The sequence below is a fragment of the Shewanella sp. Choline-02u-19 genome, from assembly GCF_002836205.1.
Taxonomy (GTDB): domain Bacteria; phylum Pseudomonadota; class Gammaproteobacteria; order Enterobacterales; family Shewanellaceae; genus Shewanella.
In genome coordinates, this window is the sequence record NZ_PJBE01000013.1 from 1,752,866 (window position 1) to 1,779,813 (window position 26,948).

Annotated in this window: 20 protein-coding genes; 2 read left to right on the top strand and 18 right to left on the bottom strand. The window is 44.2% G+C overall.

What is annotated here, in order from left to right; all coding sequences use genetic code 11:
• Window positions 1-23 precede the first annotated feature (23 nt).
• The 17 genes from CXF83_RS14355 to bioB all read right to left on the bottom strand — a co-directional run bounded on the left by CXF83_RS14355 (window position 24) and on the right by bioB (window position 20,880).
• Complete coding sequence (locus CXF83_RS14355) at window positions 24-371, bottom strand: hypothetical protein (RefSeq protein ID WP_232775115.1); 348 nt, start codon at window positions 369-371, stop codon at window positions 24-26.
• Between the two features lie 169 nt (window positions 372-540).
• Complete coding sequence (locus tag CXF83_RS14360; RefSeq protein WP_101091112.1) at window positions 541-1,176, bottom strand: helix-turn-helix transcriptional regulator; 636 nt, start codon at window positions 1,174-1,176, stop codon at window positions 541-543.
• 439 nt (window positions 1,177-1,615) lie between these two features.
• Complete coding sequence (locus tag CXF83_RS14365) at window positions 1,616-2,758, bottom strand: tetratricopeptide repeat protein (RefSeq protein ID WP_101091113.1); 1,143 nt, start codon at window positions 2,756-2,758, stop codon at window positions 1,616-1,618.
• A gap of 69 nt (window positions 2,759-2,827) precedes the next feature.
• Window positions 2,828-4,660 carry a bifunctional protein-serine/threonine kinase/phosphatase gene (locus CXF83_RS14370; RefSeq protein WP_198553548.1) on the bottom strand — a complete coding sequence of 611 codons (1,833 nt, stop codon included), beginning with the start codon at window positions 4,658-4,660 and terminating at the stop codon, window positions 2,828-2,830.
• A gap of 17 nt (window positions 4,661-4,677) precedes the next feature.
• A complete protein-coding gene (locus tag CXF83_RS14375; RefSeq protein WP_101091114.1) occupies window positions 4,678-6,159 on the bottom strand; it encodes a NarK family nitrate/nitrite MFS transporter in 1,482 nt (493 codons plus the stop codon).
• A 31-nt stretch (window positions 6,160-6,190) separates the two neighbouring features.
• On the bottom strand, window positions 6,191-6,517 hold the full coding sequence (gene nirD, locus CXF83_RS14380; protein ID WP_101091115.1) for a nitrite reductase small subunit NirD: 327 nt from the start codon (window positions 6,515-6,517) through the stop codon (window positions 6,191-6,193).
• On the bottom strand, window positions 6,514-9,129 hold the full coding sequence (gene nirB, locus CXF83_RS14385; protein WP_101091116.1) for a nitrite reductase large subunit NirB: 2,616 nt from the start codon (window positions 9,127-9,129) through the stop codon (window positions 6,514-6,516). Before nirB ends, nirD begins: the two co-directional genes overlap by 4 nt.
• Window positions 9,130-9,424: 295 nt before the next feature.
• Window positions 9,425-9,985 carry an ANTAR domain-containing response regulator gene (locus CXF83_RS14395; protein ID WP_101091118.1) on the bottom strand — a complete coding sequence of 187 codons (561 nt, stop codon included), beginning with the start codon at window positions 9,983-9,985 and terminating at the stop codon, window positions 9,425-9,427.
• Complete coding sequence (locus CXF83_RS14400; RefSeq protein WP_101091119.1) at window positions 9,963-11,144, bottom strand: glycosyl transferase; 1,182 nt, start codon at window positions 11,142-11,144, stop codon at window positions 9,963-9,965. The genes CXF83_RS14395 and CXF83_RS14400 overlap by 23 nt, the downstream gene beginning before the upstream one ends.
• The gene (gene cobA / locus CXF83_RS14405) at window positions 11,137-12,033 is read right to left on the bottom strand and encodes a uroporphyrinogen-III C-methyltransferase (RefSeq protein ID WP_101091120.1); all 897 of its coding nucleotides are present in this window, start codon (window positions 12,031-12,033) and stop codon (window positions 11,137-11,139) included. The genes CXF83_RS14400 and cobA overlap by 8 nt, the downstream gene beginning before the upstream one ends.
• Window positions 12,033-14,813: a nitrate reductase gene (locus CXF83_RS14410; protein WP_198553549.1), complete on the bottom strand. Its 2,781-nt coding sequence runs from the start codon at window positions 14,811-14,813 to the stop codon at window positions 12,033-12,035. The genes cobA and CXF83_RS14410 overlap by 1 nt, the downstream gene beginning before the upstream one ends.
• 374 nt (window positions 14,814-15,187) lie before the next feature.
• Window positions 15,188-15,535 carry a tetraheme c-type cytochrome CctA gene (cctA, locus tag CXF83_RS14415; protein ID WP_180961137.1) on the bottom strand — a complete coding sequence of 116 codons (348 nt, stop codon included), beginning with the start codon at window positions 15,533-15,535 and terminating at the stop codon, window positions 15,188-15,190.
• Window positions 15,536-15,836: 301 nt separating this feature from the next.
• Entirely contained in the window at window positions 15,837-16,700 is an 864-nt protein-coding gene (gene htpX / locus CXF83_RS14420) for a protease HtpX (RefSeq protein ID WP_101091122.1), read from the bottom strand.
• A 293-nt stretch (window positions 16,701-16,993) separates the two neighbouring features.
• Window positions 16,994-17,659, bottom strand: a complete 666-nt coding sequence (gene bioD / locus CXF83_RS14425) for a dethiobiotin synthase (protein WP_101091123.1) — start codon at window positions 17,657-17,659, stop codon at window positions 16,994-16,996.
• A gap of 27 nt (window positions 17,660-17,686) precedes the next feature.
• On the bottom strand, window positions 17,687-18,457 hold the full coding sequence (locus CXF83_RS14430) for a methyltransferase domain-containing protein (protein ID WP_101091124.1): 771 nt from the start codon (window positions 18,455-18,457) through the stop codon (window positions 17,687-17,689).
• 55 nt (window positions 18,458-18,512) lie between these two features.
• A complete protein-coding gene (locus CXF83_RS14435; RefSeq protein WP_101091125.1) occupies window positions 18,513-19,706 on the bottom strand; it encodes an 8-amino-7-oxononanoate synthase in 1,194 nt (397 codons plus the stop codon).
• A gap of 121 nt (window positions 19,707-19,827) precedes the next feature.
• On the bottom strand, window positions 19,828-20,880 hold the full coding sequence (bioB, locus tag CXF83_RS14440) for a biotin synthase BioB (protein WP_101091126.1): 1,053 nt from the start codon (window positions 20,878-20,880) through the stop codon (window positions 19,828-19,830).
• A gap of 245 nt (window positions 20,881-21,125) precedes the next feature.
• On the opposite strand from bioB, the gene bioA reads away from it, so the two are divergent.
• Window positions 21,126-22,490: an adenosylmethionine--8-amino-7-oxononanoate transaminase gene (gene bioA, locus CXF83_RS14445; protein WP_101091127.1), complete on the top strand. Its 1,365-nt coding sequence runs from the start codon at window positions 21,126-21,128 to the stop codon at window positions 22,488-22,490.
• Between the two features lie 94 nt (window positions 22,491-22,584).
• Here the strand turns inward: bioA and CXF83_RS14450 are convergent, their stop codons facing one another.
• Window positions 22,585-23,571 (bottom strand): M61 family metallopeptidase, encoded by a 987-nt coding sequence (locus CXF83_RS14450; protein ID WP_101091128.1) that lies wholly within the window; start codon window positions 23,569-23,571, stop codon window positions 22,585-22,587.
• 1,206 nt (window positions 23,572-24,777) lie between these two features.
• Here CXF83_RS14450 and fusA point away from each other — a divergent pair.
• On the top strand, window positions 24,778-26,871 hold the full coding sequence (fusA, locus tag CXF83_RS14455; protein ID WP_101091129.1) for an elongation factor G: 2,094 nt from the start codon (window positions 24,778-24,780) through the stop codon (window positions 26,869-26,871).
• Window positions 26,872-26,948 lie beyond the last annotated feature (77 nt).

A 26,948-nucleotide genomic window follows, 5' to 3' on the forward strand; every position in this document is an offset into this window, starting at 1 on the left:
ATTTGGCCCATAGATTATCCAAGTTAACTCTGTTCCTTAATCAGGTAAACAACGCCATCTTTTTCATAAACATTTTTAACTTCATTACCTTCCCCAAGCACCACCACTTTATCGCCTTTATTGGTTACCGCATTACCGGCAGCATCTAGCACAATAGCTAAGCCTAATGCTGAAAGCAGTGGCGTATGATAAGCATGGTAATGAAGATGACTTCTAGGAATGACAATCACTTTTGCACGTTTATAGGACTTGTAGGGCTTATTAACTTTCTGGCATTTCACTCCACCCGCCCTATCACAACCGACAGTGGCCGCTTCAGCAAAAAACATTACCGATAAAATAGTAATAACCAACATAATAACTTTAATCATATTCATCTCTTTCGATCTCATAGTTTAACCACTAGAGCGATAATACCAAATGAATACACAACTGTATAGCAATGAGTTTAGTTGTGATGGTAGTGATAAAAAAGGCACTTAAGTTGAGCGCCTAACAATATCAGTAAAGTCAATGAGAGCTTAATCCCATTGAAGAGATTTATTGAATGACTTCATGGGTATTCATTTGTGCCCAAGCGATTGCTTGGCCGCGGCTAGAAACTCCAATTTTTCTAAAAGCACGATATAAATGGGTTTTAATCGTACTTTCACTCACAAATAGTTGATTGGCAATATCAATGTTGGTACTCCCTGAACGCAGGACCTGCAGTACTTCACGTTCTCGGATAGTCAGAGCGTCTGACTCTTCATCAGTACTGACGTTATGAACATCTTGCTGATTAAAATCGTCTGGAATACAAGTTAACCCCTGAACTATTTTGGCCATGCCTAAGCCAATAGTGTCTAATGAGGCGCCCGAATAGAATAGACCCGCTGTAATATTGCTTTGAACTAAGAATTTGGCATCTACTTGTTGAGGATAATGCAGGAACACAACCCGAGCCCCACTCCTCTCTTTATCTAACCTTCGTTGAATTTGATAGGCTTTTGGGATATCTACACTAGAGAGATCAATAATGACCAGACTTACTCTGTTTTCAGTAAAATAATCGATAACATTATCTGGAATAACATTATGAATTTTAACTAAAAATTGTTGAGGCCATCGAGTATTGAGCAGATCGACTAATATTTGTGATCGGGTTACAATAACCCAGTGCATAACTTTAAACATTTAACTCTCCATGTTTATATGGTAACCATCCTTGTATCTATTAGTGTAATACAAAATTCAAATAATGAACTAACGAAAGAAATTCAGCATTGAATATTTATAATTTTCATACTATTTTTGCTATCGAAAATCCAGATTGTATACCTTAATAGTCTGCTAATAAAATACTCCCATCCCGGTTGAAAATTTCAATTAGTAAACGCTATACAAATTTTGCATGCTAGTTCACCATCGATTAACAGACAGTCAATATCAATAAGTTAACCAGACAGCGCAATCAAATATCATTCATTTAAACTGACGAGCAGAGCCTGTCATATTTGAGGATATTTAAGATTTTCATACTCACAAAGGAAGCCATAAAATTTCCACCTTTAAAAATATCCTGCCTTGCCCCCCACAGCCAACTATTGACTACTGGTCTAAAATAGCGACAAAACTAGCGAGAATTTAACCAAGTAAGCTTGGCTTGATAGCGCTGTTTGTTCTTAGGTTCAGCAGCATAATCAAGCGCCTTCAACATTGCTATTTTAGCTTGTTCTGGCTCGCCTAACTGCGTATGAACTTTGGCTAGGTCAAAATATGCTTTATGGAAGTAATGCGTGTTATCAATAAATTTTTTAAGGAATATCTTAGCACTTGGGTAATCTCCTTTAGCGATTGAATCCTGTGCTACCAAGTACCAATTATATGGACTTGTATCATTCAACTCGAGTAATTGTGACTTTATCGCTAGAGCATCAGCAGTACGGCCCTGACGAGCAAGCAAGTAATGGTAGTTACTTAGCAGGGTCACTTTACTTTCAGAAACTTCAAGCCCATATCGATACAAGCTTTCGGCGTTATCTTCATAACCTAGTCGCCTTAATACAACTGCCATCATGTTAATCGATGGTGCGTAATGTTCACTGAAAACAAAACTCTCCTTTAAGAGTACATAAGCGAGTGGTAGATCATTCTTTAACAAAGCGTCAGCAGCTAAGTTTCGGTATAACATGGCAAAAAATATATCTTTACCGATAGTTTTCCCACCTCGATCATATCGCTCAGGAAAAAAATCAACCGTGATTCGATTGTTACCAAATACATATGTTCTTTCCCCTTCTATTGGTATCTCATAAAGGAATGTTCTCACATGGTCAGAAACAACAGCGTATCTATTGGTAACATCTAATAACATAGGCATGGTATGCATCACTTGAAATGCCACATCTACGTCGAATTGTTCAGCAATGGCATAAGTTAATAGCGCTAGTGACATGCAATTACCACGATTTAATTCAAGCGCCTCACTTGCCCCGTAATTCATCCCTTCATAATTGAAATTGACCAAGCGCTGTCCAACAAATTCGGCCACCTGTCGATTAGGATGCAAGCTGCTGATGTTACTTTGTTGTTTAAAGTGTTCAAGTTGCTCTATTTGTTCACTGGATAAGGCAATTAAAGCCCTGGGTTCGGGAATATCGTATGCAGCATCTACTGCATAATCAAACGTTGGCATTTTCGGTGGCTCAACTGGCGGATGTGGTACCGATTGGCAACCACTCGCAATTAAACATACAACCAACAATAAGTGCTTCATAAATCCCCTTCCTTTGGGACGACCATTTATCCAACACTATAGTAAGTTTGTGTTAACTACAACCTCCTACTACCCTCCTTTAAATAGCGCAAGTAATAATGTTAACAGCCCAAAGAAGGCACTCAAACTTTGCCAAAACAGCAGCGGCTTAGTTTCCATTAAAGGGGCTTTAACCGCTGATTGCTGCCAATGTGTTACCGGTTGAGTCATCTCAAACAACCATTCACGGCTGTCAGCTTGGCGCTGCTCTGGCGCAACACTAAGCCCCTTTTTAAGGGCTTTATCCATCCAGATTGGCACCAGCGGATTAATGTCATAACTGGGGGTATACTTAAGCCGTAAAAAATCCTGTTTTGTTTTACAGTGCGACTGCTTTCCATCGAAGGGTAATCGACCCGTTAACATCTCAAACGCTATGACCGCAATAGAATAAAGATCCGCTTTTTGATTAACTTGATAACCCAATATGCTCTCTGGGGCTGAATAATCTGCAGTACCCAAGATTCGGTCTCGTGGTAAGGGGCTGGTGATCTCAGCAATACCTTTAATAAAACAGGCGCCAAAATCGATGATCTTCAGCCTCCCCTCATTGGTCAACATTAGATTGTCCGGCTTAAGGTCTTGGTGCAACGTTTCTTTACGATGAAATGCTCGTATCCCCGTCTCTAGCTGTTTTAACAGCTCTAATACCGCTTGAACTTCGGGTGTTGGATTGTGTTTGATCCATTGACTCAACGAATGACCGGCAAGGTATTCGGTTAAATAGTAGAGTGCCGACTTCTCTCTATTTCGATCGATTATCGACACCACATAAGGGCTATTAATACGTTTGCCAATCCAGCTTTCAAGCAGAAATCGCTCTATGTAGGCCGCATCATCTAAATAGTTGATAGACGGTGTTTTCATGCACATCAAACTCCCCAGCTCATTTTTAACTAAATAGACTTGGCTCCTCTGGCTTTCGTGCAACACATCAACCACCTTGTAACCGTCTAACGTCATACCAATGCTGAGCGGTGGTGGAAATGGCAGTTTAGATAGGCTTTGATAAACCTCATCAATGTTTTTATCCGGTAAGGCCTCGATATGCAGCAGTTGGCAACTAGCGTTATCCTGAGAACGGTAATTGAACGCGTTATCAACCATCGCCATACAAAACTGATCACAATCTTCATCGGTAAATCCAGCACTTTTCCCTGCATCATAACGACTTTGGGAAAACTGCTGCAGTCTTGCCTCAATTTCGACGTCGGTAATGACATCATGCACACCATCTGTGGTGAGCAAATACAGATCGTCCTTGGCTATTGCTAACATTCGGTAATCTACGTCAACGTTGACATCTAACCCCATGGCTCGGGCCAGGTACTGCTGGTTTTTCCCCACAAGGCTGGTGTGATCATGGCTAAGTTTATCAAGCGTGCCATCGCGATAACGGTAAACTCTTGAGTCCCCAACATGAAACATATGTAGATGACAGGATTTAAAGACTAATGCGCTAAAGGTACATACGTAGCCCCGCCTGGCATCGCGGTAATCTTGCCCTAATCCGTAAAGCCATCGATTCAGTGCCGTTAATACTTGAGTACTAGACTTTTCTACCGACCAAAGATCAGGAGTCGAGTAGTAATCCGCGAGGAAATTACTCACACTAATAGCGGAGGCGGCAGCGCCACTTTCGGCCGTACTCACGCCATCACTTATTGCAGCAACAGCCCCCTTAGTTGTGAGCATGAGCCCACTTGGAATACGGATCCCAATAGCATCCTCATTTGTGGCTTTAATGCCCTTATCAGAATACTGACCAGCCGCTATCATTAAGCCGTTAGCAGGTTTTAATGAGGCTATAGTATTGCTATCTTTGAAGAGTTCATCGGTTTTATCCAAGGTCTGCCTAGCCATGTTCAATAAACTCATGATTAGTTGACGCTAATCAAGGTAACTTCACCTTTCTCATTTACTTCCACGATATGGCCTTTGGGCTCGGTCATCAGGAACAATGTAAAAAAGCCAAATAGCGCACTAGCCGCAATAATGTAGAAGAATGTTTGCGTTGATACCATTGAATAAGCGGTTAAAAAGAACACTGCGCCCACATTGCCATATGCTCCAGTCATACCAGCTATCTGGCCAGTCAAACGGCGCTTAATCAGTGGCACAGCCGCGAATACAGCGCCCTCTCCAGCTTGAACGAAAAACGAGCAAGCCATCACCATCAAGATCGCTAAAGGCAATGCCCAGCTACCATCAATTTGCGCAACTCCTAAATAGCCGATGGCGAGTCCTGCCGTTAAAATCAATAACGTTGATTTGCGGCCAAAACGATCACTTAACCAACCTCCTCCAGGACGAGACATTAAATTCATAAAGGCATATGAAGACGCCACCATTCCCGCTTGAGCAAAACCAAGCTCAAATGTCTCGGCAAAGAAAAGCGGCAACATAGAAACAACTGCCAGTTCAGAGCCAAATGTTGAAAAGTACAATACATTGAGCACTGCCACCTGCTTAAACTCGTAGCGTTCAAACTCTGGGATCGTGCCAGTAAACACTTGTTTGTTAACTTGATAAGTCTGATATACGTCAATGATAAATATGGCGATAAGTAGCGCATAAATGCCATTGGTGACTTGTTGGCTAAACATCACCACGCCGGTGGGTGACAATTTCCAAGCCAGCAATGCTAACGTGGCATACATAGGCACTTTCATGATCAGTAACAACACAAAATCGCCCTTACTAGTGACTTCCAGTGCCCCCGCCTTTTTCGGTTTAAAGTAGGTTGAGCCTTTAGGAGTATCTGTCACATTAAAATAGTAGATAAATGCAAAACCTAAGCTCATCAAACCGGTAAGACCAATGGCATAGCGCCATCCATCTGGCCCTCCAAATGCTAATGCTATCGTAGGCAACGTAAAGGCGGCCGCCGCTGAACCAAAGTTCCCCCAACCACCATAGATCCCCTCTGCAGTACCTAACTCCTTCGCAGGGAACCATTCACTGACCATGCGAATACCGACAACAAAACCTGCGCCAATAAAACCAAGGAGGAAACGTGCTAATGCCAGTTGCTCGAAAGTCGTCCCCAAAGCAAACATAAAGCAAGGGATAGAGCAAAAGCCAAGTAGTAAGGAGTAAACCAATCTGGGTCCATACTTATCGGTCACCATACCGATCAATACTCGAGCCGGGATAGTTAAGGCGACATTGAGAATAAGCAGGGTCTTTATTTGCGATGTCGTCAGCCCAATACTTTCAGCAATCACCCCCAGCAGAGGCGCCGCATTAAACCAAACCATAAAGGTAATGAAAAATGCCATCCAGCTTAGGTGCATCATTTTCATTTTTCCTGAAAACGAAAACAGCTTAAATGTTGACTGACTTACATTGTTATTACTCATACTGTCCTTGAACATAATAGCGACCTCATCCTTAAGCTAATGCACGCGCCAGGACGTTGCCCGACTGACGTTTGATTTCAAAAATATCGACACTTAGCGCTTCATTTTCCAAACACTGGCCAGTCGTTAAACTGTAATGTTGCTTATGAATTGGGGAGGCGACAAACAGCTCATTATTGAGTTCACACAATAGTCCACGCGACAGCACGCTAACCCCGGTAGCGGGGTCAATATTATCTATCGCGAATATTCCCGCCTCTCCCAAATGAAATACCGCAACAGCTCGACCAGCAACCCAAGCGGCAACCCCTCTTTTTGCCGGCAGTACCGACTCTTCGCAAATAGTGACCCAACTCATACCAACGCCTCCTCGTTATCCAATAGGGTGATAGCAATATTGCCAGCCCCTGACTCACGGTTATTTATCGCAGCAAAAGTCTGCACATCTGATGTTATTGGGAATTTTTGTTCACGTTGATATTGATAGTGTTTTTCAGCGTTCATCGGCGCCTCTTCTGGATTAACAAACTCACTAAAGCGCTGCAAAAAAACGTCATCTTGTAAGCTGGTTTTCCATTCACACTGATAATTAGCCACCACTTTATCCATCTGCAGCTCTAATTCATGATTCACACCTAGTGCGTCATCAATGATCACCGACTGCAAATACTCAAGCCCACCAGCAAGTGACTCCATCCACACTGAAGTGCGTTGTAGTCGAGCGGCTGTTTTGGTGTAGAACATCAGTACACGGTCGATGTACTGAACTAATTGTTCAGTAGAAAGATCAGTGGCAAATAGATCACCGTGTCTTGGTCGCATGCCGCCATTACCACACACAAACAGGTTCCATCCTTTTTCAGTGGCTATCACACCGATATCTTTACTTTGTGCTTCGGCGCACTCTCTTGTGCAGCCCGACACGGCAAACTTAATCTTATGGGGAGAACGCAGACCCTTATATCGATGCTCCAACGCAATCGCTAACCCGACAGCATCTTGCACACCATATCGACACCAAGTACTGCCAACACATGATTTAACCGTCCGCAATGACTTGCCATAGGCATGTCCGGTCTCGAACCCTTGTGCTATCAGTTCTGACCAAATCGCGGGTAGGTCTGAAAGTTGTGCGCCAAACATGTCTATCCGCTGCCCACCGGTGATCTTGGTATAGAGATCATATCGTTTGGCAATTTGCCCCATGGCAATTAACTTGTCTGGGGTGATCTCCCCTCCAGGAACTCTTGGCACTACCGAGTAGCTGCCATTTTTTTGTAGATTACCCAAATAGGCGTCATTACTGTCTTGCAGTGCCACATGCTTTTCATTAAGCACATACTGATTTTCAAGCGAAGCAAAAATAGAGGCGGCAACAGGTTTGCAAATATCACAACCCAGTGCTAATGGTGAGGCATTCGCGACAGCGTGCTGTTGGTACAGGTGTTCGAAGTCTTTAATATCTTCAACCTGGCATAGGTGAAATAGCGCCTGACGGTCATGATCAAAATGACAACAGATACCGGAGTCCGTTTCTAATCCTTGCGCCTGCATCGTTTGATCAATGATCTGCTGTACCAAAGCAGAACAACCACCACAACCAGAAGCCGCTTTGGTACAGCTCTTTACCTCAGCCAATTGATGATTACCCGCTATCACCTGTTCAACAATATCGGCCTTGGTCACCTGATGGCACGAACACACTATGGCGTTGTCTTTTAGCGTTAGTGGCGCAGACTCATCCGCTAGCAATAAGGTTACTGCTGGCTCTTCAAGTGCTTCACCGCTCAAGTATTGACTGAGCAAAAGGCTATATTCATCGACGTTACCGACAAGCACTGCGCCGCGAAGATAAAGACCCGTTTCGTCAAGCCACAGCTTTTTGTAGACGCCCGCTTGTACGTCACTCAACTCAACATATTGTGCTTTATCAAAGCCTCGACTTTCGCCAATTGACGCCACATCAACACCCAGTAGCTTTAACTTGGTGCTCATGTCTGCCCCCGAAAATGTCAAAGGGGCCACCGATAAGCCCGGCATTAGCGGCGTAATTTGTGACAAGGCCACTTTTGCCATTTGATATCCAGGGGCCACTAAGCCAAATATCTTTTGTTGCCATAAAGCGCATTCGCCTATCGCATACACATCATTAACAGAGGTCTGGCAGTTATCATCAATAACGATGCCACCTCGTTCACCTACGCTGATATGACTGTTTCTTGCCAATGTATCTTGAGGTCGAATACCCGCAGAAAATACAATCATGTCCGTTTCTAAAAAGCTTCCATCACTGAATTTAAGCCGATGTTGTGCAGTCTCCCCATCGACAATTTCTTCAGTGGCTTTACTTAAATGGACGCCAAGCCCTAACGCTTCGATTTTCTGCTTCAGTAGCTCACCGCCTTTATCGTTTAACTGAACTGACATCAGTTGCGGTGCAAATTCAACGACATGTGTCTTTAATCCTAATGCGCTCAACGCATTAGCCGCCTCAAGCCCGAGTAGACCCCCACCGATCACGACCCCAGAGCTGGCATTGAGCGCTGCTTGCTCTATTGCTTCTAGATCGTCAATCGTGCGGTAAACCATACAATCGCGGCGATCATTGCCTTTTATTGGCGGCACAAATGGATAAGATCCTGTCGCGAGCACCAGTTTGTCATATGGGGTTTGCTCGCCATTAACGGTCAGCCATTTATTCGCGGTATCGATATGAGAAACCTGCTGACCCAGGTGTAGCGCGATACCTTTAGACTCATAATCAGCTTGTGACGTCAGCATCAGTTCATCAGCGCTGCCATTGGCAAAATATTTAGACAGTTGCACTCTATCGTATGCAGGTATCTTTTCGGCGCCATACACCTCAACATCATAGTGTTGGCTTATCTGTCGTTCACATAACTGCTCGACAAAATGGTGGCCAACCATGCCATTTCCCACCACGACCAACTTGGGTTTATTTGTTTTCATGTTTCGCCCCTATCGCTATCCACACTGGCTTTTTGCCAACAAAAAGGCGCCAATCTCCCTTGCAGGAGATGGCGCCTTTGCCAAAAATTAAAATTGTTAGTTTTCTATACTGCTATTATCTGTTCTATTTATATGTTGCAGAGAGTATGCCAGTTTACAAATTACCTACTACCCAAGCTAAAGCACTGTTACTGTTAACTTTAATATTGAAAATAAAAACGAGGCCAACGCATTTCAATATGTTCCACGCTGCCATTGCACCATTGTGGTTACCTTGTGCTGATTTAGGTGCAATTTAGCGGCTCGGAGCATGATTACCAAGGTGAGTAGCAACTTCAGTCAAGCTCAATCCACTGCTCATCGATTGTTGCTGTAGTGCCATATGTGCGTCTTGCTCAGATAAGCCAATGTGTTGCAGCTGTTGTTTGGCGACACGCACTTGTTTTTGGTCTTCAAGGCTTTGCTTCAGTTCCGCCAGCTTATTAAGCAATTGATTTGCTGTTTTAAAGCGTATCAACGCTAACTCTATGATTTTATCTAGACGTGCAAAATTAAATTGCTGCGGGATATAAGTCACTCGTCCACATTGTAATAGTGCCGCGATTTGCGAGGGCTCTGCACGCCTTGAGGTTATAATCAGCGGCACAGCTGCAAACATCATGACTCGTTCAATGAACTGGACGTGCATCGCCGTCATTGAGTCAACGCATAAAAGCACAATATCGCTATCCGTTTTTAGCGAAAAACGTTCTAATTCAGATAACGTGTTGAATTTTATTAGCTCATGGTTGCGGTTGACTGCACTGCTTAATAGCGGCTCATGATCCGTCATATCATATAGATTCAGTATGCGCATTAGCCACCTCACAATTAGTCGTAAGCGATAGATAAGGCTTGAAAATAGCTATAGCAGATTGAGTCATTAAGTGGGAATGCCTACTCATCCAATATTCACTCGCCAACCTCTTAGCGTTATCAATATTGAGGGACTGATCCGTTAACATCAGTACCGCCATGACATTGGTCATAATAGCGCTGTGAGCCCGAAGAGCTTCGGTTGCATTTCCAGTGCTAGTACAAATATCATGACTATCGCTGTCCAACGGCTCACCATTCCAAATTGCCGTTAACCACTGCGCCTGAAGTTGTGCCGCTTGCGCCTTACGGCCTATTAACGCATTAAGCTGAGTTGTAATCTCAACCTGAGCAAATCCTTCATGCCTGAAAACATTGATGCTGCTGCTCGATCTTGGATTTAATTCACACTCTCCTTGATAGCCTTTAAATATCGCCACATTCGTTCTATGTAATGCTTGCGCATTGTCAGCCATTAACTTGGCCACGTTCAAATGAATATCATCTAGGCCCGGATGAAAATAACTTCTAAGACTGAGCCTTGCCCCCGTAGGGTTGATACAACGGATGGCACTTTGATAAAGACTTCTAAGGCCAATTTCCTGATGAATATCCGTAAACGAATTCACTAGGGGGGACAATACATCGGCGTTGACATAACAGATCCCCGTTGATGTTAATGCAACTTCCGCTTCGGCCATTGAAGTGGCACTGGTGATCCCTACCGCCTCAACGAAACCCGCAATGTGTTGCCGATGAGGCAATACCCTATTATCGCCGTGCAATAATATCTTAAACCCATTACCAGCCAACAGTTTGGCGCTCAGCAGTAAATAAGGCAGCTGATCTCTCTTTGCGCCATAACAGGGCCAGTCAATATCGACCTGAAGTTGCTGCCATTGATTATCGACCGTAGAGCGCAGAGCGAGTGCCGCCCCAGCAACCTCTTCTGCGGTCTCACCTTTTACGCGCATAAGCATTAACGCCACACTAAGCTGGGTAACAGTGCCAATGTTGTCGTAAAAACCACGAACCAACTGAAAGCTTTCAACTAACGTCAATGATCGAGACCCTTTTTTACCTCGGCCAAGCGTTTTAATAAGCTGTCGATATTCTGCCGGGTCAGTCACTCCTGTGAGCTTATTATTGTGACTATCCATATGCACGCTCAAATGCATTACTTTTAACATCGCTGTTGATATCACAAGCAGCCAACCATTGCGCTAGCTCTTGCCCTATACCAACCACCTCTCCCACGATTAAAAGCGTTGGACCGTCGACGTTAATGGTCGTGGCAACATCCACCATATTTTGCACAGAGGTGGTCATTATCGATTGATTATCGCGGGCACCATTGCTAATAAAGGCCACAGGTAAAGAGAGTTTTGCTCCCGCTTGTAGTAAACCATGGGCGATATCAGCCGCTCTCTCTTTTCCCATATAGAAAACCATGGTACTTTTTGCCGCTAACAATCCCGCCCACTCTATCGCGGTGTCATCACAAAGATGTCCGGTCACAAAAGTAACCGAGCGCGCAACCTTTCTATGCGTCAACGGGATCCCCGCACCAGCAGCGCAGCCTAACGCGGCAGTCACTCCAGCGACGAAATGGCTTTTAACGCCGTTTTCAGCCAAAAATAGGGCCTCTTCAGCGCCTCTACCAAACACATTAGGATCACCGCCCTTAAGTCTAATAACCACTTTACCTTGTTGGCTTAACTGCAGCAGTTTTAGGTTTATTTGTTCTTGCGTTGCACTGGGTTTTCCAAAACCCTTACCCATGTCATACATGTCGCAATCATCAGCGGCTAATTGCAAAATATCTTTACTCACCAAATTGTCATAGACGATCGCTTGTGCTGCTGTAATCGTTCTGGCCGCCTTAATCGTTAACATATCGATATCACCACAACCCGCCCCTACAATCGTCACTGTATTGGGGTCATCGTTACCCGTGGGGTCCTTGAGCTGCAGTAGCTCTACCAACAATAAGTCACTATTTGTTGGCTTTATTGATCGCGTTAACTTGCCAATATGATTGAGTTTCATTAAGCAACCTCCTGCTTTGATTTCTGTTGTTCTGCAATAACTGAATCGGCAATATCATTCACTTGGTTTAAGCAGCTGCCACACACAGCACTGCATTTGAGTTTTTGCTGCACCGCGTCGACAATCAACGCCGTTGTTGTCGCGCCACAGTCAAAACTCACCAGCATCTGTTGCTCAATTTCATTTTCGGTCACGCCAGTACAGGCGCAGACCACTTTGCGACTACCTGCTCGTAAAACCTGGTGTAAGTATTTAATAAATTTAGTATCAAAAGGATTGTTGATAAAGGATTGAATCGCGTTAACATCAATGTCTAGCACCTGCTCAGATGTGATAAGTACGCTTTTGAGGCTACCTTGGCTGAGGATGCAGTAAATCTGTTTGTCTTGATCGCGCCAGTGCATAATACGGTGGTAAGACAATGGACTGAGGTTCGCCCCACGATGCCGTTCAAGCTCCATCATCTCAGAGGTAAAGCTCGATGTTGCCGCAATATGACGGCAGACCCCACCGCGGAGTTGCTGCTTTACGTCCCAACAAAGTTGCTGCGGATCGATTAGCGTCTGCCCCCACTCGATCCCTTGCTGCGCCACCTGTTGATGTTGCAATTCAACCCATTGATTTTTAAAACCGGGTTGTTTTGAAAAAGGATCGACTTGAGCGGTAATGACCTTATTGACGCCACCACTTTTGCTAAATTGCGATGACCAATGCATTGAAAGAAACGCTGTATCTTGCAATAGTGATTCATCAATCACCGCTCGAGCGATAAGTGGCTCCACTAGGTTATCGGTTTTAATTGCCACCAGCCCACCAGCCTCTAACCCATGCTTATTCAGAGTATGTGCATCGAGCATCAATTCAGGTTGATAATTTGAGGCTGCCAGTTGCTCAATATGCCCCGTTCTCGTCATGGTGTGCCATTGATCGCGACTACGACCACTGTTTAACCGCACTCGATTCTGACTTAAGGAATGATGGTCAATCACGGCTTGGATATCGCTCGCTTGAGACAATCGAGTCTCTACAAAGTGAGCTTTACCACTGTGAGTGGCAAACTGACCTTGGGTAAATAAGCGAATGTTTTTTTGGCCGATCGCATCGACATGTTCAACCGGCCATTGGGTGGGTATTAGTTGCTTATATTGCTCAGTGGATAGATCTGATAAACCCGCGAGGGATAATTGTTTTTCAGGAAAGTTTTGCTGCACTTTTACAGTGAGATTAGCGTACTCATTAAAGATATCGGCACTGTCTTTGAATGCAAACTCATCATTAAACCCAAGCTGTTTTGCGACTTCACACAGCGCCCACCAATCCGCTTTTGACTCTCCTTGAGGCTGAATAAAGCCGCGTTGACGGCTAATAGTTCGTTCACTGTTGGTGACCGTGCCTGACTTTTCTGACCACCCCTGCGCCGGTAGTAACATATCGGCATATTGAGCGGTATCGGTGTCGGCTGTAATATCAGAAACCACCACATAATCACACTGCTGTAATGCCTGTTTTACTAACTGGGTATCAGGCATTGAAACCGCCGGGTTGGTGCCCAAAATCCACACCGCCTTTATTTTACCCTTTGCCATATCGGCAAACATCTCAGTGGCGGTTAATCCTTTGGATTTTGGCAGCGCTGATGTCTGCCAAAAGTCTCCCACTAACTGCCGTTCTGGCTCCGAAAAGCCAAGGTGACAGGCTAGCTGGGTTGCCAGGCCGCCTACTTCACGACCTCCCATTGCATTGGGTTGTCCCGTTAACGATAAGGGGCCACAACCAACTTGACCGATATCACCTCGCGCCAAGTGACAGTTAATAATCGCATTAGCAGTGTTAGTGCCAGAGGTTGACTGATTAACGCCTTGGCTACTGGCTGTAACCACTTTATGATCTTGTTGGTAAAGTGCGTAAAACAATTCAATCTGATCAGCTTCAAGCCCAGTGACCTCAGCAATCTTGGCCAGTGTTTCACCGCTTTGTCGGGCACTATGAAGCGCTTGTTTGAAGCCTTCGGTATGACGATGTATATAATCATCATTCAATTGGCCTTTATCGGCTAGGGAACAGAGTAAACCATTAAATAAGTGCAGATCTGAGCCTGGAGTGAGTTGCAAATGTAGATCTGCTTGCGACGCTGTGGCTGTTAGCCGTGGATCGATTACCACAATTTTAGTACCACGCTTTGCTCTAGCAGCGAGAATTTTTTTAAATAGAACCGGATGGGTCCAAGCGGTATTTGCCCCGACTAATACCACCACATCAGCAAGTTGCAGATCTTCATAACAACCAGGAACCACATCTTCTCCAAAAGCACGTATATGGGCACTTACCGCTGACGACATGCATAATCTGGAGTTAGTATCAACATTTGCGGTACCCATAAACCCTTTGGCAAGCTTATTGGCAACATAATAGTCTTCGGTCAGTAACTGACCTGAAAGGTAGAAAGCGACAGAATCGACTCCGTGCTCAGCGATGGTATCTTTAAAATTTTTCGCTATTTCTACTGTCGCAGCAGACCAGCTAATATTTTGATCGCCGGCCTCTAAACCTGAGCGGTTTCTTCGGCGTGGGTACAGTAATTTATTCGGAATGTTTAAACTATCGATTAATGCAAGTCCCTTACCGCATAAGTCTCCCGAATTAGCCGAATGTTCACTATCACCAGAAACCGTCAATGTAGGGTGGTGTGAAAAGCTGATGCTGTCTGTTTCGATAAGATTATTAACTGTAACCCCGCAGCCAACGCCACAGTATGCACAGGTTGTTTTGCAGCTTGGCATGATTAGCATCTCTTAATATTAGTATTAACTCATGCCTATCACTTCGCAAATCCTATGCCAATACACAACCAACTGTTTTATATACTAAATAAAGAAAACGAATTCATAAGTTATCATCTAATGTGCTACATGAGTGCATATTCACGCACTAAAATCAGGCAAACTATTGATAAAAAACAATGGGATAACCATAAAGAGGTATTAGCAGATTTAAAACGATAGACAAATAACAACAAGAGGACGAATCAACGGAAAAACATCAGGTGACCACATTGAGTCACTATTGACACCTGACATCGATTAAAAACATCAGTCTCAAATTTTTGGCACAAAAAAGCCAGCGCGAAGCTGGCTTTTATTGGTAACGGTTTAGATTACTTAAGTATTGACTCTGCCGTACGGCCATCATCGTGACAGCTGTCACATGTTGGCTTATCACCCACATTCATTTCGTGAGGTGCATGACAATCAGCACACATCAACATGCCATCGTGTGGTTGATGAACAGCGTCCATCTCGTCTAATGTACCGTGACAAGATTGGCATTGCTCAAATTCGTACTCGCCATCTGCAGATGGAGAACCGTCTGCGTGACATGCTTCACATCCGTCCATTTCTGCATGCATTTCAGCCAGTTCTTGGCCTTCAGCGAAAACAGCAGGAGATAATGCTAGCGCTGCGATAGCCGCACCAAAGATTGCACTTAATAGTTTTTTGCTCACAATTGTATCCTCATTTAATGTCCGCATAGTGGAAACGCTATCAGTCAGGTTTGTTTCCATCTTGCGATCAATATTATTAGCACGACTTAGCTTAATTTAGCTAAGGAATGACAAATTCGCAACTAATTTAGTTTGAAGATCATATCATTGTGGTAAATAGCAAAACGTGCGCTCCATCAAATTATACGGCTCACTTGCGCTATGAAAGCCCACAAGCGTTCAATTATCATCTTGATTTTGAGTGGTAAAAACACGATTCGGAAGTTTAACCTCCGAATCGGCTTTATTAGTGAAACATGAATTAGCTTGCTCTTAGAGCCGCAATACGTTTCTCAAGTGGTGGATGGCTCATCAATAATTCAGACATAGATTTCTTACCATTGATACCAAGTGCTGACATCTGAGCTGGCATAGCGCCTGTCTCTGGGCCTTGACGAAGCCTGTCGAGCGCAGCAATCATCTTCGCTTTACCGGCCAATTTAGCACCGCCTTCATCTGCTCTAAACTCACGAATACGAGAGAAGTACGCCACTATCATTGATGCCAAGATACCAAACAGCATATCGAGCACAAAGACAACGCCCATATAGGCGAACATACCAAGGCCTTCACCTTCTTCATCATTGCTAGACACAAAATTGTTGATAATGCCTGCAACCACTCGAGCTGCAAAAATCACAAAGGTATTAACCACGCCTTGAATAAGCGTCAGCGTCACCATGTCACCGTTAGCAACGTGGCTGATTTCATGAGCGAGTACCGCTTCAATCTCATCATGATTCATACCATAAAGTAAGCCACTACTGACTGCGACCAACGAGTTGTTTTTACTCGGGCCCGTTGCAAAAGCATTGAATTCTGGCGATTGATAAATGGCCACTTCAGGCATTTTAATCCCCGCTTGCTCCGCTTGGCGCGTAACCGTCTCAACGAGCCAACGCTCGGTATTATCACGAGGCGTTGTAATGACTTCACAACCCATGGTTTTCTTTGCCATCCATTTAGAGATAGCCAAGCTGATAAATGCACCACCAAAACCAAAAATAGCAGCGAAGACTAACAGTCCACCCATGGTTGAAGTATTAACACCCAAAATAGACATCACGATTGATGCCACTAATAAGATCGCCATATTGGTAGCAATCAGTAAAAATATACGCTTCATTTAAGCTCCTGTAGGATTCATACGTTCCAGATAAACACTCTTAAAGACATAATATGTCCAAAAGTTGAAGTTTCAAGGGGCGCTAAGCAAAAAACAGTTCAACTGCGTTTATCTTAGACGATTCGCTTTATTTATCAGGAGCTGCGAGTCTATGCCGTTTTTATTAATCTAATCTTAAATCGCTACTGAATAGAAGGATAAGAAGATTAATCTTTTTTAACAGAGGGATAGCCCTTAATAAAATGAACAATTTAGCGTCATTTAAAGGGCTAAAATAGCGAGGAGTTGATTGTCTAAGCGAGCAGTGTTACATCAAGGTGCAACGCCGCTTCTGCTGCTGTAGCATTATCTAGATAAGGAATATGGCCAAGAAACGGTGCTGACATCATCTGTTGTAATGCCGCTAGGTTATCTTGTTGATTAGCCATGTCAGCGTCAACTTGATTCGCAACCCAGCCCGCAATTACAAGGCCATCTCGCTCAATCGCTTCTGCAGTCAACAACGCATGATTTAAGCACCCTAGTTTCATGCCAACCACTAATATTACTGGCAGTTGCATCGCTTGCACCACTTCAGACATGAAGTGACCATCGCCTAATGGCAAACGCCAACCACCCGCCCCTTCGACAAGTGCGAAGTCGGCCCCTAAATATTGCGCCATATTGAGTTGGGCTTGGATCTTTTTCGGTGACAACAAGATATTTTGTTCGCTCGCGGCGATATGCGGTGCAATAGCCGGTAAAAAGGCAAACGGATTAACGTCGTCATAAGGAAGCTTGATGCTTGATGCTGCCATCAGCGCTAGTGCATCACTGTTTCTAAGGCCCTGTTCGGTTTGCTCACAACCTGACGCTACAGGTTTAAACCCAACCGTTTCTCCCTTTACTGCTGTTAACAATGCTGAAGACACTAACGTTTTACCGCAGTCAGTGTCAGTCCCGGTTACAAAATAAGTCATGCATACTCCAAGGTTTTTCAGCCTTTATTAACGCGTCTTTCTCGCTTTGATAAAACTGATATTATAAGTCAAAGGAAGCCCCTGCGGGCCGCGGCTTAACTCTGCCTTATTAAGCAATTTTTGCCAATCGCCTCGCCCTCTCAATGTGACGTGACCTTGATTAAGCTGACTTTTAACCTCAACGGTAGATGCACCAACACCTTTAATGGACTGAAGTAACGACTTAAAGTCATTAAAATATACCGTGATAGCACGCGTCTCTATATGCTCAATGGTCCAAACATCTTCATTAAAGCAGTCTTTTATCGTTCGTTCGCTTTTAAATCGGTTAACGTTTAAGCGGAGATCTGACAGTTGGTACAGACTATTTTCGGCTACAATACTGGCATTAAACTCCCCCCCCACGTTAAGGACTCTATTGGCTTCTGCTACCGCAAGCGGCAGATTGCTACACCATTGCAGTGCAACATTGGAATAAACCGTCGCTATTGAAGCATCCAACAAAGGTAAGTTTTGCGCATCACCACACAGCGCCTTGTAATCTGGAAAGTCTTGTTTCAGCGTGCGCAGCATTCCCTGTGCGATGTCGACACAGATAACATCTTCGATATGATTAAAACGCGTAAATGAGGTTCCGGGGCCGCAACCAAGATCGAGTAAGGGTTGAGTAGGCGACATTTTATCGAACAAATACTTAGCTGCAATTCGCTGTAAAACATCATGTGAATGGTATGAAGATGCCGCTGCGGAGAACCGATGAGCGACATCACTTTTTAACTGGTTTACCCCTGTTTTCACGACATTGGATCCTAAATGCTATGAGAGATGGAAATCACACTGATAAACAAGCGCTTTAATCATCTTGTAAAATATCAGCAAGTACGGCGACAAACGCGTTAATCTCTTCTGCGCAATGCTCTGCTGTTATGGTGATTCGGAGTCTGGCACTTCCCTGAGTTACCGTAGGGGGTCTTATTGCGCCAACCCAAAAACCATGCTCTTTCAATCGTTTTGCAATCGCAAGGGTTCTCGCACTGTCACCGATAATAATCGGTTGAATTGCAGTGGTTGAGCCCGTTAAAGTGATATCTTTTGTTTTACATACTTCTATAAAACAATCAATGTTCTGCTGTAGCTGCTCATTGAGTGAGGGACGCTCAATAATTGTTTCTACTGCAGCGCAAACAGCGCACGCCATGGCAGGAGACAACGCCGTCGAATAGATATAATGACGGGCATTGGCAACGAGGTAGTCGATTAACTCACGGCTTCCTAAAATGGCTGCGCCCTGGCCGCCGAGTGCTTTTCCAAAAGTGACTATCTGCGCATCGATATGAATATCGCCTGCAAGTGCGCTGGCGCCAAGCCCCTTGTCGCCGATAATCCCAAAGCCATGTGCATCATCAACAATAAGCCACGCATTATACTGTCTACACAGCGCCGATAATTCAGCCAAAGGCGCAATATCGCCATCCATGCTAAAGACGCTTTCGGTTAATAAAGCGCAGGGAGCATGACGTTCAAAATGGGTGTTTACTGATGCTAAATCATTATGAAGAAAACGCTTTATAACAGCGCCACTCTCTTGTAATCCATCAATCACCGAGGCGTGTACCAGTTTATCGGCCACTACCGTATCGTTGCCGTTAAACAGGCTTTTCATTAAGGCATTATTGGCGCTAAAACCGGAGCAAAATAGTAATGCGGCTTCGTGACCCGTTGCTTGGCAAAGGACTTGCTCCAATTGTTGGTGGGCTTGATTATAACCAGTCACCAACGGAGACGATGTGCCGCCAACACCATAATCCTGCGCGCCTTTATGCAGCGCATCAATGACATTTGCAGACCTCGACAAGCCTAAGTAGTCATTACTGCTAAAATTTATGTATGGTAAATCATCGACTTCAAAGCAATTAGCATGTTCAGTATCAAGGATAACCTCAACTCTCTTTCTCAACAGTCCTTTATTATCGAGTTCACGATTTTTATCGATGACTCTCGATTGCAGTGAAGGCGGTGTTGTATTTCGATCAGCAGCGTCAGACATTAACTCGACTCAATTGAAAAGCGGAACCTAAGTACTCATAGTATAATAAAAACTTATCAATACGTTAGCCAAACGAGGCGCTAAAAATGAATGTTAGCGCCTGATATTGTTTTACTGAAAATTAAAGCGCTGCTGCATCGTAAAATGCTGAGGATTTTTTGTCTTGCTGTGCTGCAGCTTTAGCCAGCATGGCTTTATCTTGCTCTTTCGTTGCAGCCACGCCCTGCTCTGGGTGCAAACCTAAACGCTTAAACAAACTCATATCATCATTTTCTTCAGGATTTGCCGTGGTAAGTAACTTACAGCCATAGAAGATTGAGTTTGCCCCCGCAAAGAAGCACATGGCTTGTAATTCATCAGACATGCTTTCACGGCCAGCCGACAAACGTACACGAGATTTGGGCATGATAATACGCGCCACAGCGATAGTTCGCACAAACACAAGCGGATCTAAATCTTCAATATTCTCAAATGGCGTGCCTTCGACTTTAACCAACATGTTAATCGGTACTGAATCGGGGTGTTGCTCTAGGTTGGCTAACTGCTGCAGTAGCCCTGCTCTATCGGTTGCCTTCTCGCCCATCCCCACAATGCCGCCTGAGCACACTTTCATTCCTGAAGCTCGCACATTTGATAGCGTGTCTAATCGATTTTGGTAAGTGCGGGTAGTGATGACTTCACCATAATATTCAGGTGAAGTGTCTAAGTTATGGTTGTAATAATCTAGGCCTGCATCGGCTAATTCACCGGCTTGGTCGGATGAAAGCATGCCTAGCGTCATGCACGTTTCCATGCCCAAGGCTTTAACCTCTTCAACCATGGTCTTTAGATAGGGCATGTCGCGCTCTTTTGGATTACGCCAAGCAGCCCCCATACAAAAACGTGAAGCGCCAGCCGCTTTTGCGCTACGCGCTTCAGTTAAGACCGTTTCCATTGCGACTAAACGTTCTTTTTCTAAACCAGTGTCATAACGAGCACTTTGCGGACAATACTTACAATCTTCCGGGCAAGCCCCTGTCTTTATAGAGAGTAAACGGCTGATTTGAACCTCATTGGGATCAAACTCTTGGCGATGTACGCTATGCGCCTGAAACAACAAATCATTCATTGGTAACGCAAACAAGGCTTCTATCTCTTCGCGTTGCCAGTTATTTCTCACTTGTACTTCAGACATACTTAATCCTTTTCTACCACACTCATTAAAAAACGTGCTTTGGTATCAATACTAACGCTGTGTTTATAATTACTGAGCTAATAAATGTACAGGAAAAAGTAAGGGTTATAAATTATATCCTTACTAAGCAGTAACATAAGCCACAGGCATCGCGTGATCTAGTTATTATTTATCTTGCCTAGGATACCTACAAGCCTTAACCTGTCAACGCCAACCAGTTTAAAAGGTTTACTAGCGGTTAATTTATGAACACAAAAAAAGACTCAATCACTCAAGCCGTCGAGCAATCGGCCGATCAATCTATTGATTTGGAGTTTGATAAGAACCATCTTTGGCACCCTTATACGTCGATGGAAAATGCCTTGCCGGCTTTTGGTGTGGTAAGCGCTGAAGGGGTCGAACTCACATTGCAAAATGGTGACAAGCTAATTGATGGCACCAGTTCGTGGTGGGCCTGTGTTCATGGTTATAGTCATCCAAAAATAGTGGCCGCGATGCAACAGCAGACACAGCAGCTAAGCCATGTGATGTTTGGTGGTATCACCCATCGCCCTGCGATTGAGCTGGCAAGAATGCTTGTGGATATGACCAGTGAGCATCTTACAAAGGTATTTCTAGCCGATTCAGGTTCTATTGCAGTTGAAGTTTCAATGAAAATGGCGCTGCAATATTGGCAAGGTAAAGCCAAACCCGATAAACAGAAAATTCTTACGGTCAAGAGTGGTTACCATGGCGATACTTTTGCCGCTATGAGCGTTTGCGATCCTGATGGCGGTATGCATACCATGTTTGGCGAGTTGGTGACCAAACAGTTGTTTGCCCCCGCGCCAACCTCTTGCTTCGGGGATACGTTCGATCCTGAAGAATTGGTCTCTATTAGTGACATGTTTGAAAACAATCACCAACAGATTGCGGCAGTATTGATAGAGCCCATCATGCAAGGTGCGGGTGGCATGCGCTTTTATCACCCTGAGTATCTAACAGCTTTGCGCCGCCTTTGTGACAAATACGATGTGTTGCTCATTTTAGATGAAATCGCCACTGGATTTGGCCGTACAGGCAAATTATTTGCTTATGAACACGCCAATATTGAAGCCGACATTTTGTGTTTGGGTAAAGCGCTCACGGGTGGCTATATATCACTTGCTGCAACTATGTGTAGTGATAAGGTCGCCAAAGGTGTTAGCGACTCTCCTGCAGGCGTTTTCATGCATGGTCCTACTTTTATGGGGAATCCACTCGCTTGCTCTGCTGCCATCGCCAGTCTAGAACTGATAAACCAACAACAGTGGCAAACGCAGGTATCAAGTATTGAGTCACAGATGAAATCTGAACTTGCTGACGCCAAGGCGTTTAGCAACGTTGTGAATGTCAGAGTTCTCGGTGCCGTTGGCGTATTAGAGATGAATTCGACATTGAATACCGCTGAGCTTCAGCAGCAGTTTGTTGATTTAGGCGTTTGGATCCGACCTTTTTCCAATCTCATCTACATCATGCCGCCCTATACCATCTCAGCCTCGCAGTTATCTAAACTCACAGCTGCGATGAAAACCGTCGCTAGCCAAATTAAGCTATCTGATGATAAACAGGCGTTTATCAGTCACGGTTAGGACAACAATAAACTCGCTGACGGTACAGGCCGTTGGCGTTGCATTATCTTTTTAGCCCACCTTTTTATCGCCTTGATGATTTAATGCTGAAAACTCAATTCTGTAATGAACCATCTTTTGAATGCGCTTGCGAATGCTCTGGAAGATGTCTTAATAGACTGCCTTGTGATGAATAATACCGCGCTAATCGTTGCAGCTGCTCAGCTTTAATCATCGGGAAATCCTGTCTATCGATATAACGGCGGTACGTTTGATAAAATAAGCGAGTATCAGCAATAGCATCTAACTGCTGCATCAATGCTTCACCCGTACTCTCTTGTGCCAAACAACACTGACTGTATTTTCCGACCACCGCCGCCAAACTGCTTCCTTGTTGCATCAGCAGTAAGTCAACCTCAACAAAAAAGGCTGTACCGGTCCAATACACCCGCATATAGGCGTGCTGACGCCACATATCGGCGGAAACGTCGCTTAGTTTTCCCGGTCTTAATAATGTATTTTTACGCCCCCTCTCTAACCCCGCAAGCACCTTCTGCATGAACGCCTTTTTATCAATCACCCCACCGTTTAGCATGCTGACATTCTGCATATAGGTGGCAAAGCCCTCATTGAGCCAAAACGCTGAATAATTCAGGTAGGGAAGATATAGGTGTGATAACTCATGATATAAGGTCCAGTCATCAACAAAGTTTTGCAAAGGCCAAGTTGGATTAACTTGCAGCTTAACTTTATTGGGATCCCCCCGTATGACTTGAGCAAAAGGGACGGGTTCACTCGCAAATGATTTTTTGACCAATTCGACATTCAGTCTGTCGGCAGGCATTGGGCCTAACGTCAGTTCAACCACTTTCACACCATTTTCAAGCCAGTGCTTCATCTTCTGTAGCTGTGCTTTTTCGATATGAGATTGCTGAATCAAAACCTCAGTGGTATCACGTTCAGCTTTACTATAAGCACCTAAAGGCACTAGCAGCAGAATGAATACCATCGCTAAGCCAAGTAAGAGCCTGCTAATGAGGCCAATAAAGTTAACCGACTTGAGTTTACCGCCAATAGCAAAAATCATCCCTTTTACCTGCATATTTTATCCCTTACTCTATTTAGTTTTCAGCTAATCAAGTGGATTACGTAATGCTAGTGTAAAAGGGACAAATTATTGTGCAAAGGACTGTAACAAAGCATGAACGGTTTCGAGGGAACAAAATGTGGATAAGGTGGCTTGGGTGCCATTAAGTCAGCGATATATTCGCCACGCGCTTTTCCGCGTCGCTCAGTCGCTCTATTGTGGATTTGGCTACCGCGAGCATTTAAAACCGTCAATTCCCAGCGCTAACCGTCCTTACATTTGGTTACTATTTAGCTCATAAATGCTGCTTCTAGCGCTGATATTAACGCATTATAAACGTGCTCTTTAATGATCACCTTTTGACTGTCTATCGTCAGTAATGGTGTAAGTTTCAGCTAGCAGATGAACTAAGATGCGCTATACATTAGCAGTCATATCTTGCACCTTCGCACTCGCAACAACATCTTTACGACGCAGTTTATGTTCAGAAACCGGTTTTGCACAGCGGCTCTGCTTACCTCAGTGAATCGAAGCGCTTGATCTAGCTCAACATAAGATGAGTCGATAAGCCGAGGACTTTACTTGTTATTTGCAACGCCCGCTTATCCTGAAAGTGCACTAAAAGCGTGCGCCAATCATTAAAAGTTAGCAGTGTTACAATAGCAACTAGGTCAATTTATTTTTAAAGCTCAATCGACTAGCGATGCAGGTTAAGGTAAAGGCAAGAGCAATCATGAGCTGTTGAGTCCGTTCTTTATTGGATTAGGTTCCGTTGAGCCTAAGCCCGCACTTTTCATGTTATTTATTTAGGATTTAACATTAATGTTGAATGCTAATATATCAAATACTCGCTGTTAGCCTTTAATGTCAGCTAACGGCTATTTTTCGAACTCACTATTGCAACTGACATTGCCGTTGGAATAACCGTTGGAAGTGCACCAAAAGCAACGCGAATCCTCTTCGTTTATTGGATCTGCTGAATCTGCAATATGCGTTAGCTTGCCACTGGCTTTTCAGTTCTCAGTATAAGAATTAAGCAACACCGCCTGCCAAACGGAGCGTTGTGAAACATTGCCCGGAGCCCTTTTAGGCCAAAAAATATGGTTTTTTCATGATATTTCGCGAAATTTAGCCCTGAATGATAAAAATGAATAAAATAAATGGAAAAGTATTGCTATACTTGCGCGGAATTTTAGAACGTAACTCCAATAGAGTAGAAAAATGACTGATTTATCAAAGTACAGAAACATTGGTATCTTTGCTCACGTTGACGCGGGTAAGACCACCACAACTGAGCGTATCCTTAAGCTTACCGGTAAAATCCATAAGATCGGTGAAGTTCATGATGGCGAATCAACAACTGACTTCATGGAACAGGAAGCTGAGCGTGGTATTACCATTCAGTCTGCTGCTGTTAGTTGTTTTTGGAACGACCACCGTTTCAACGTTATTGACACCCCTGGCCACGTTGACTTCACAGTAGAAGTTTATCGTTCTCTTAAAGTGCTTGATGGCGGTATCGGCGTATTCTGTGGTTCTGGTGGTGTTGAACCACAATCAGAAACTAACTGGCGTTATGCTAACGAATCAGAAGTTGCTCGTATCATCTTCGTCAACAAGTTAGACCGTATGGGTGCTGACTTCCTACGTGTTGTTAAGCAAACTAAAGATGTTCTGGGTGCTAACCCGATCATCATGGTACTTCCGATCGGTATCGAAGATGAGTTCACAGGTCTGGTTGATCTGCTGACTCGTAAGGCTTGGATATGGGACGAAACCGGACAAGCTGAAAACTACAAGATTGAAGAAATTCCTGCTGACATGGTAGAGCTTGTAGAAGAATACCGTGAAATGCTAATCGAAACTGCTCTTGAGCAAGACGATGACTTATTAGAAGCATACATGGAAGGCGTAGAGCCATCTATGGAAGACATCAAGCGTTGTATCCGTACCGGTACTCGTAAGATAGATTTCTTCCCAACATACTGTGGTTCTGCTTTCAAGAACAAAGGTATGCAGCTTCTGCTTGACGCCGTTGTTGATTACTTACCAGCTCCACAGGAAGTTGATCCACAGCCGCTTACCGACGAAGAAGGCGAGCCAAATGGTGAATTCGCTATCGTATCTGCCGATGAGCCACTTAAAGCATTAGCATTCAAGATCATGGATGACCGTTTCGGTGCCCTGACCTTCGTACGTATTTACTCAGGTACACTTAACAAGGGTGACACCATCCTTAACTCGTTCACAGGTAAAACTGAGCGTGTTGGTCGTATGGTTGAGATGCAAGCCGATGAGCGTAACGAGTTATCTTCAGCACAAGCTGGTGACATTATCGCTATCGTGGGTATGAAGAACGTGCAAACTGGTCACACTATTTGTGATCCTAAGCACCCTTGTACTCTAGAAGCTATGGTATTCCCAGAGCCAGTTATCTCTATCTCTGTTAAACCGACAGATAAAGGTGGCAGTGAGAAGATGGGTATCGCTATCGGTAAAATGATTGCTGAAGATCCAACTTTCCGCGTTGAAACTGACGAAGATTCAGGTGAAACCATCCTTAGAGGCATGGGCGAACTTCATCTAGACATTAAGGTTGATATCCTTAAGCGTACCTACGGTGTTGACTTGGTTGTCGGTGAGCCACAAGTGGCATACCGTGAGACTATCACTCAGGTTGTTGAAGATAGCTACACGCACAAGAAGCAGTCTGGTGGTTCTGGTCAATTCGGTAAGATCGATTACATCATCCGTCCAGGCGAAGCCAACACTGGTTTAACATTTACCTCTAAAGTTGTTGGTGGTAACGTTCCTAAGGAATTCTGGCCAGCCGTTGAGAAAGGCTTCAAGAGCTTAATGGGTACTGGTACTATTGCTGGTTTCCCTGTGCTTGACGTTGAGTTTGAACTTCATGATGGTGCTTTCCATGCAGTTGACTCGTCAGCTATCGCATTCGAAATCGCTGCAAAAGGTGCTTTCCGTCAGTCAATTCCAAAGGCAGATCCTAAGCTTCTTGAGCCAATCATGGCTGTTGACGTGTTCACTCCAGATGACCATGTTGGTGATGTTATTGGTGACCTTAACCGTCGTCGTGGCATGATTAAAGACCAAATGGCTGGCGTTTCAGGTGTTCGTATCAAAGCTGACGTAGCGTTATCAGAAATGTTTGGTTACATCAGTACACTACGTACTATGACATCAGGCCGTGGTCAGTTCTCTATGGAGTTCTCTCACTACAGTCAGTGTCCAAACAACATTGCTGAGAAAGTTATCGCTGATGTTAGAGAAAGAAAAGCTGCTGAAGCTAAGAAGTAACTATTAATCATAGTTATTGCTCCTAGGAGTTTTACACTTTAATAAAAGCCTATAGATGAAAATCTATAGGCTTTTTT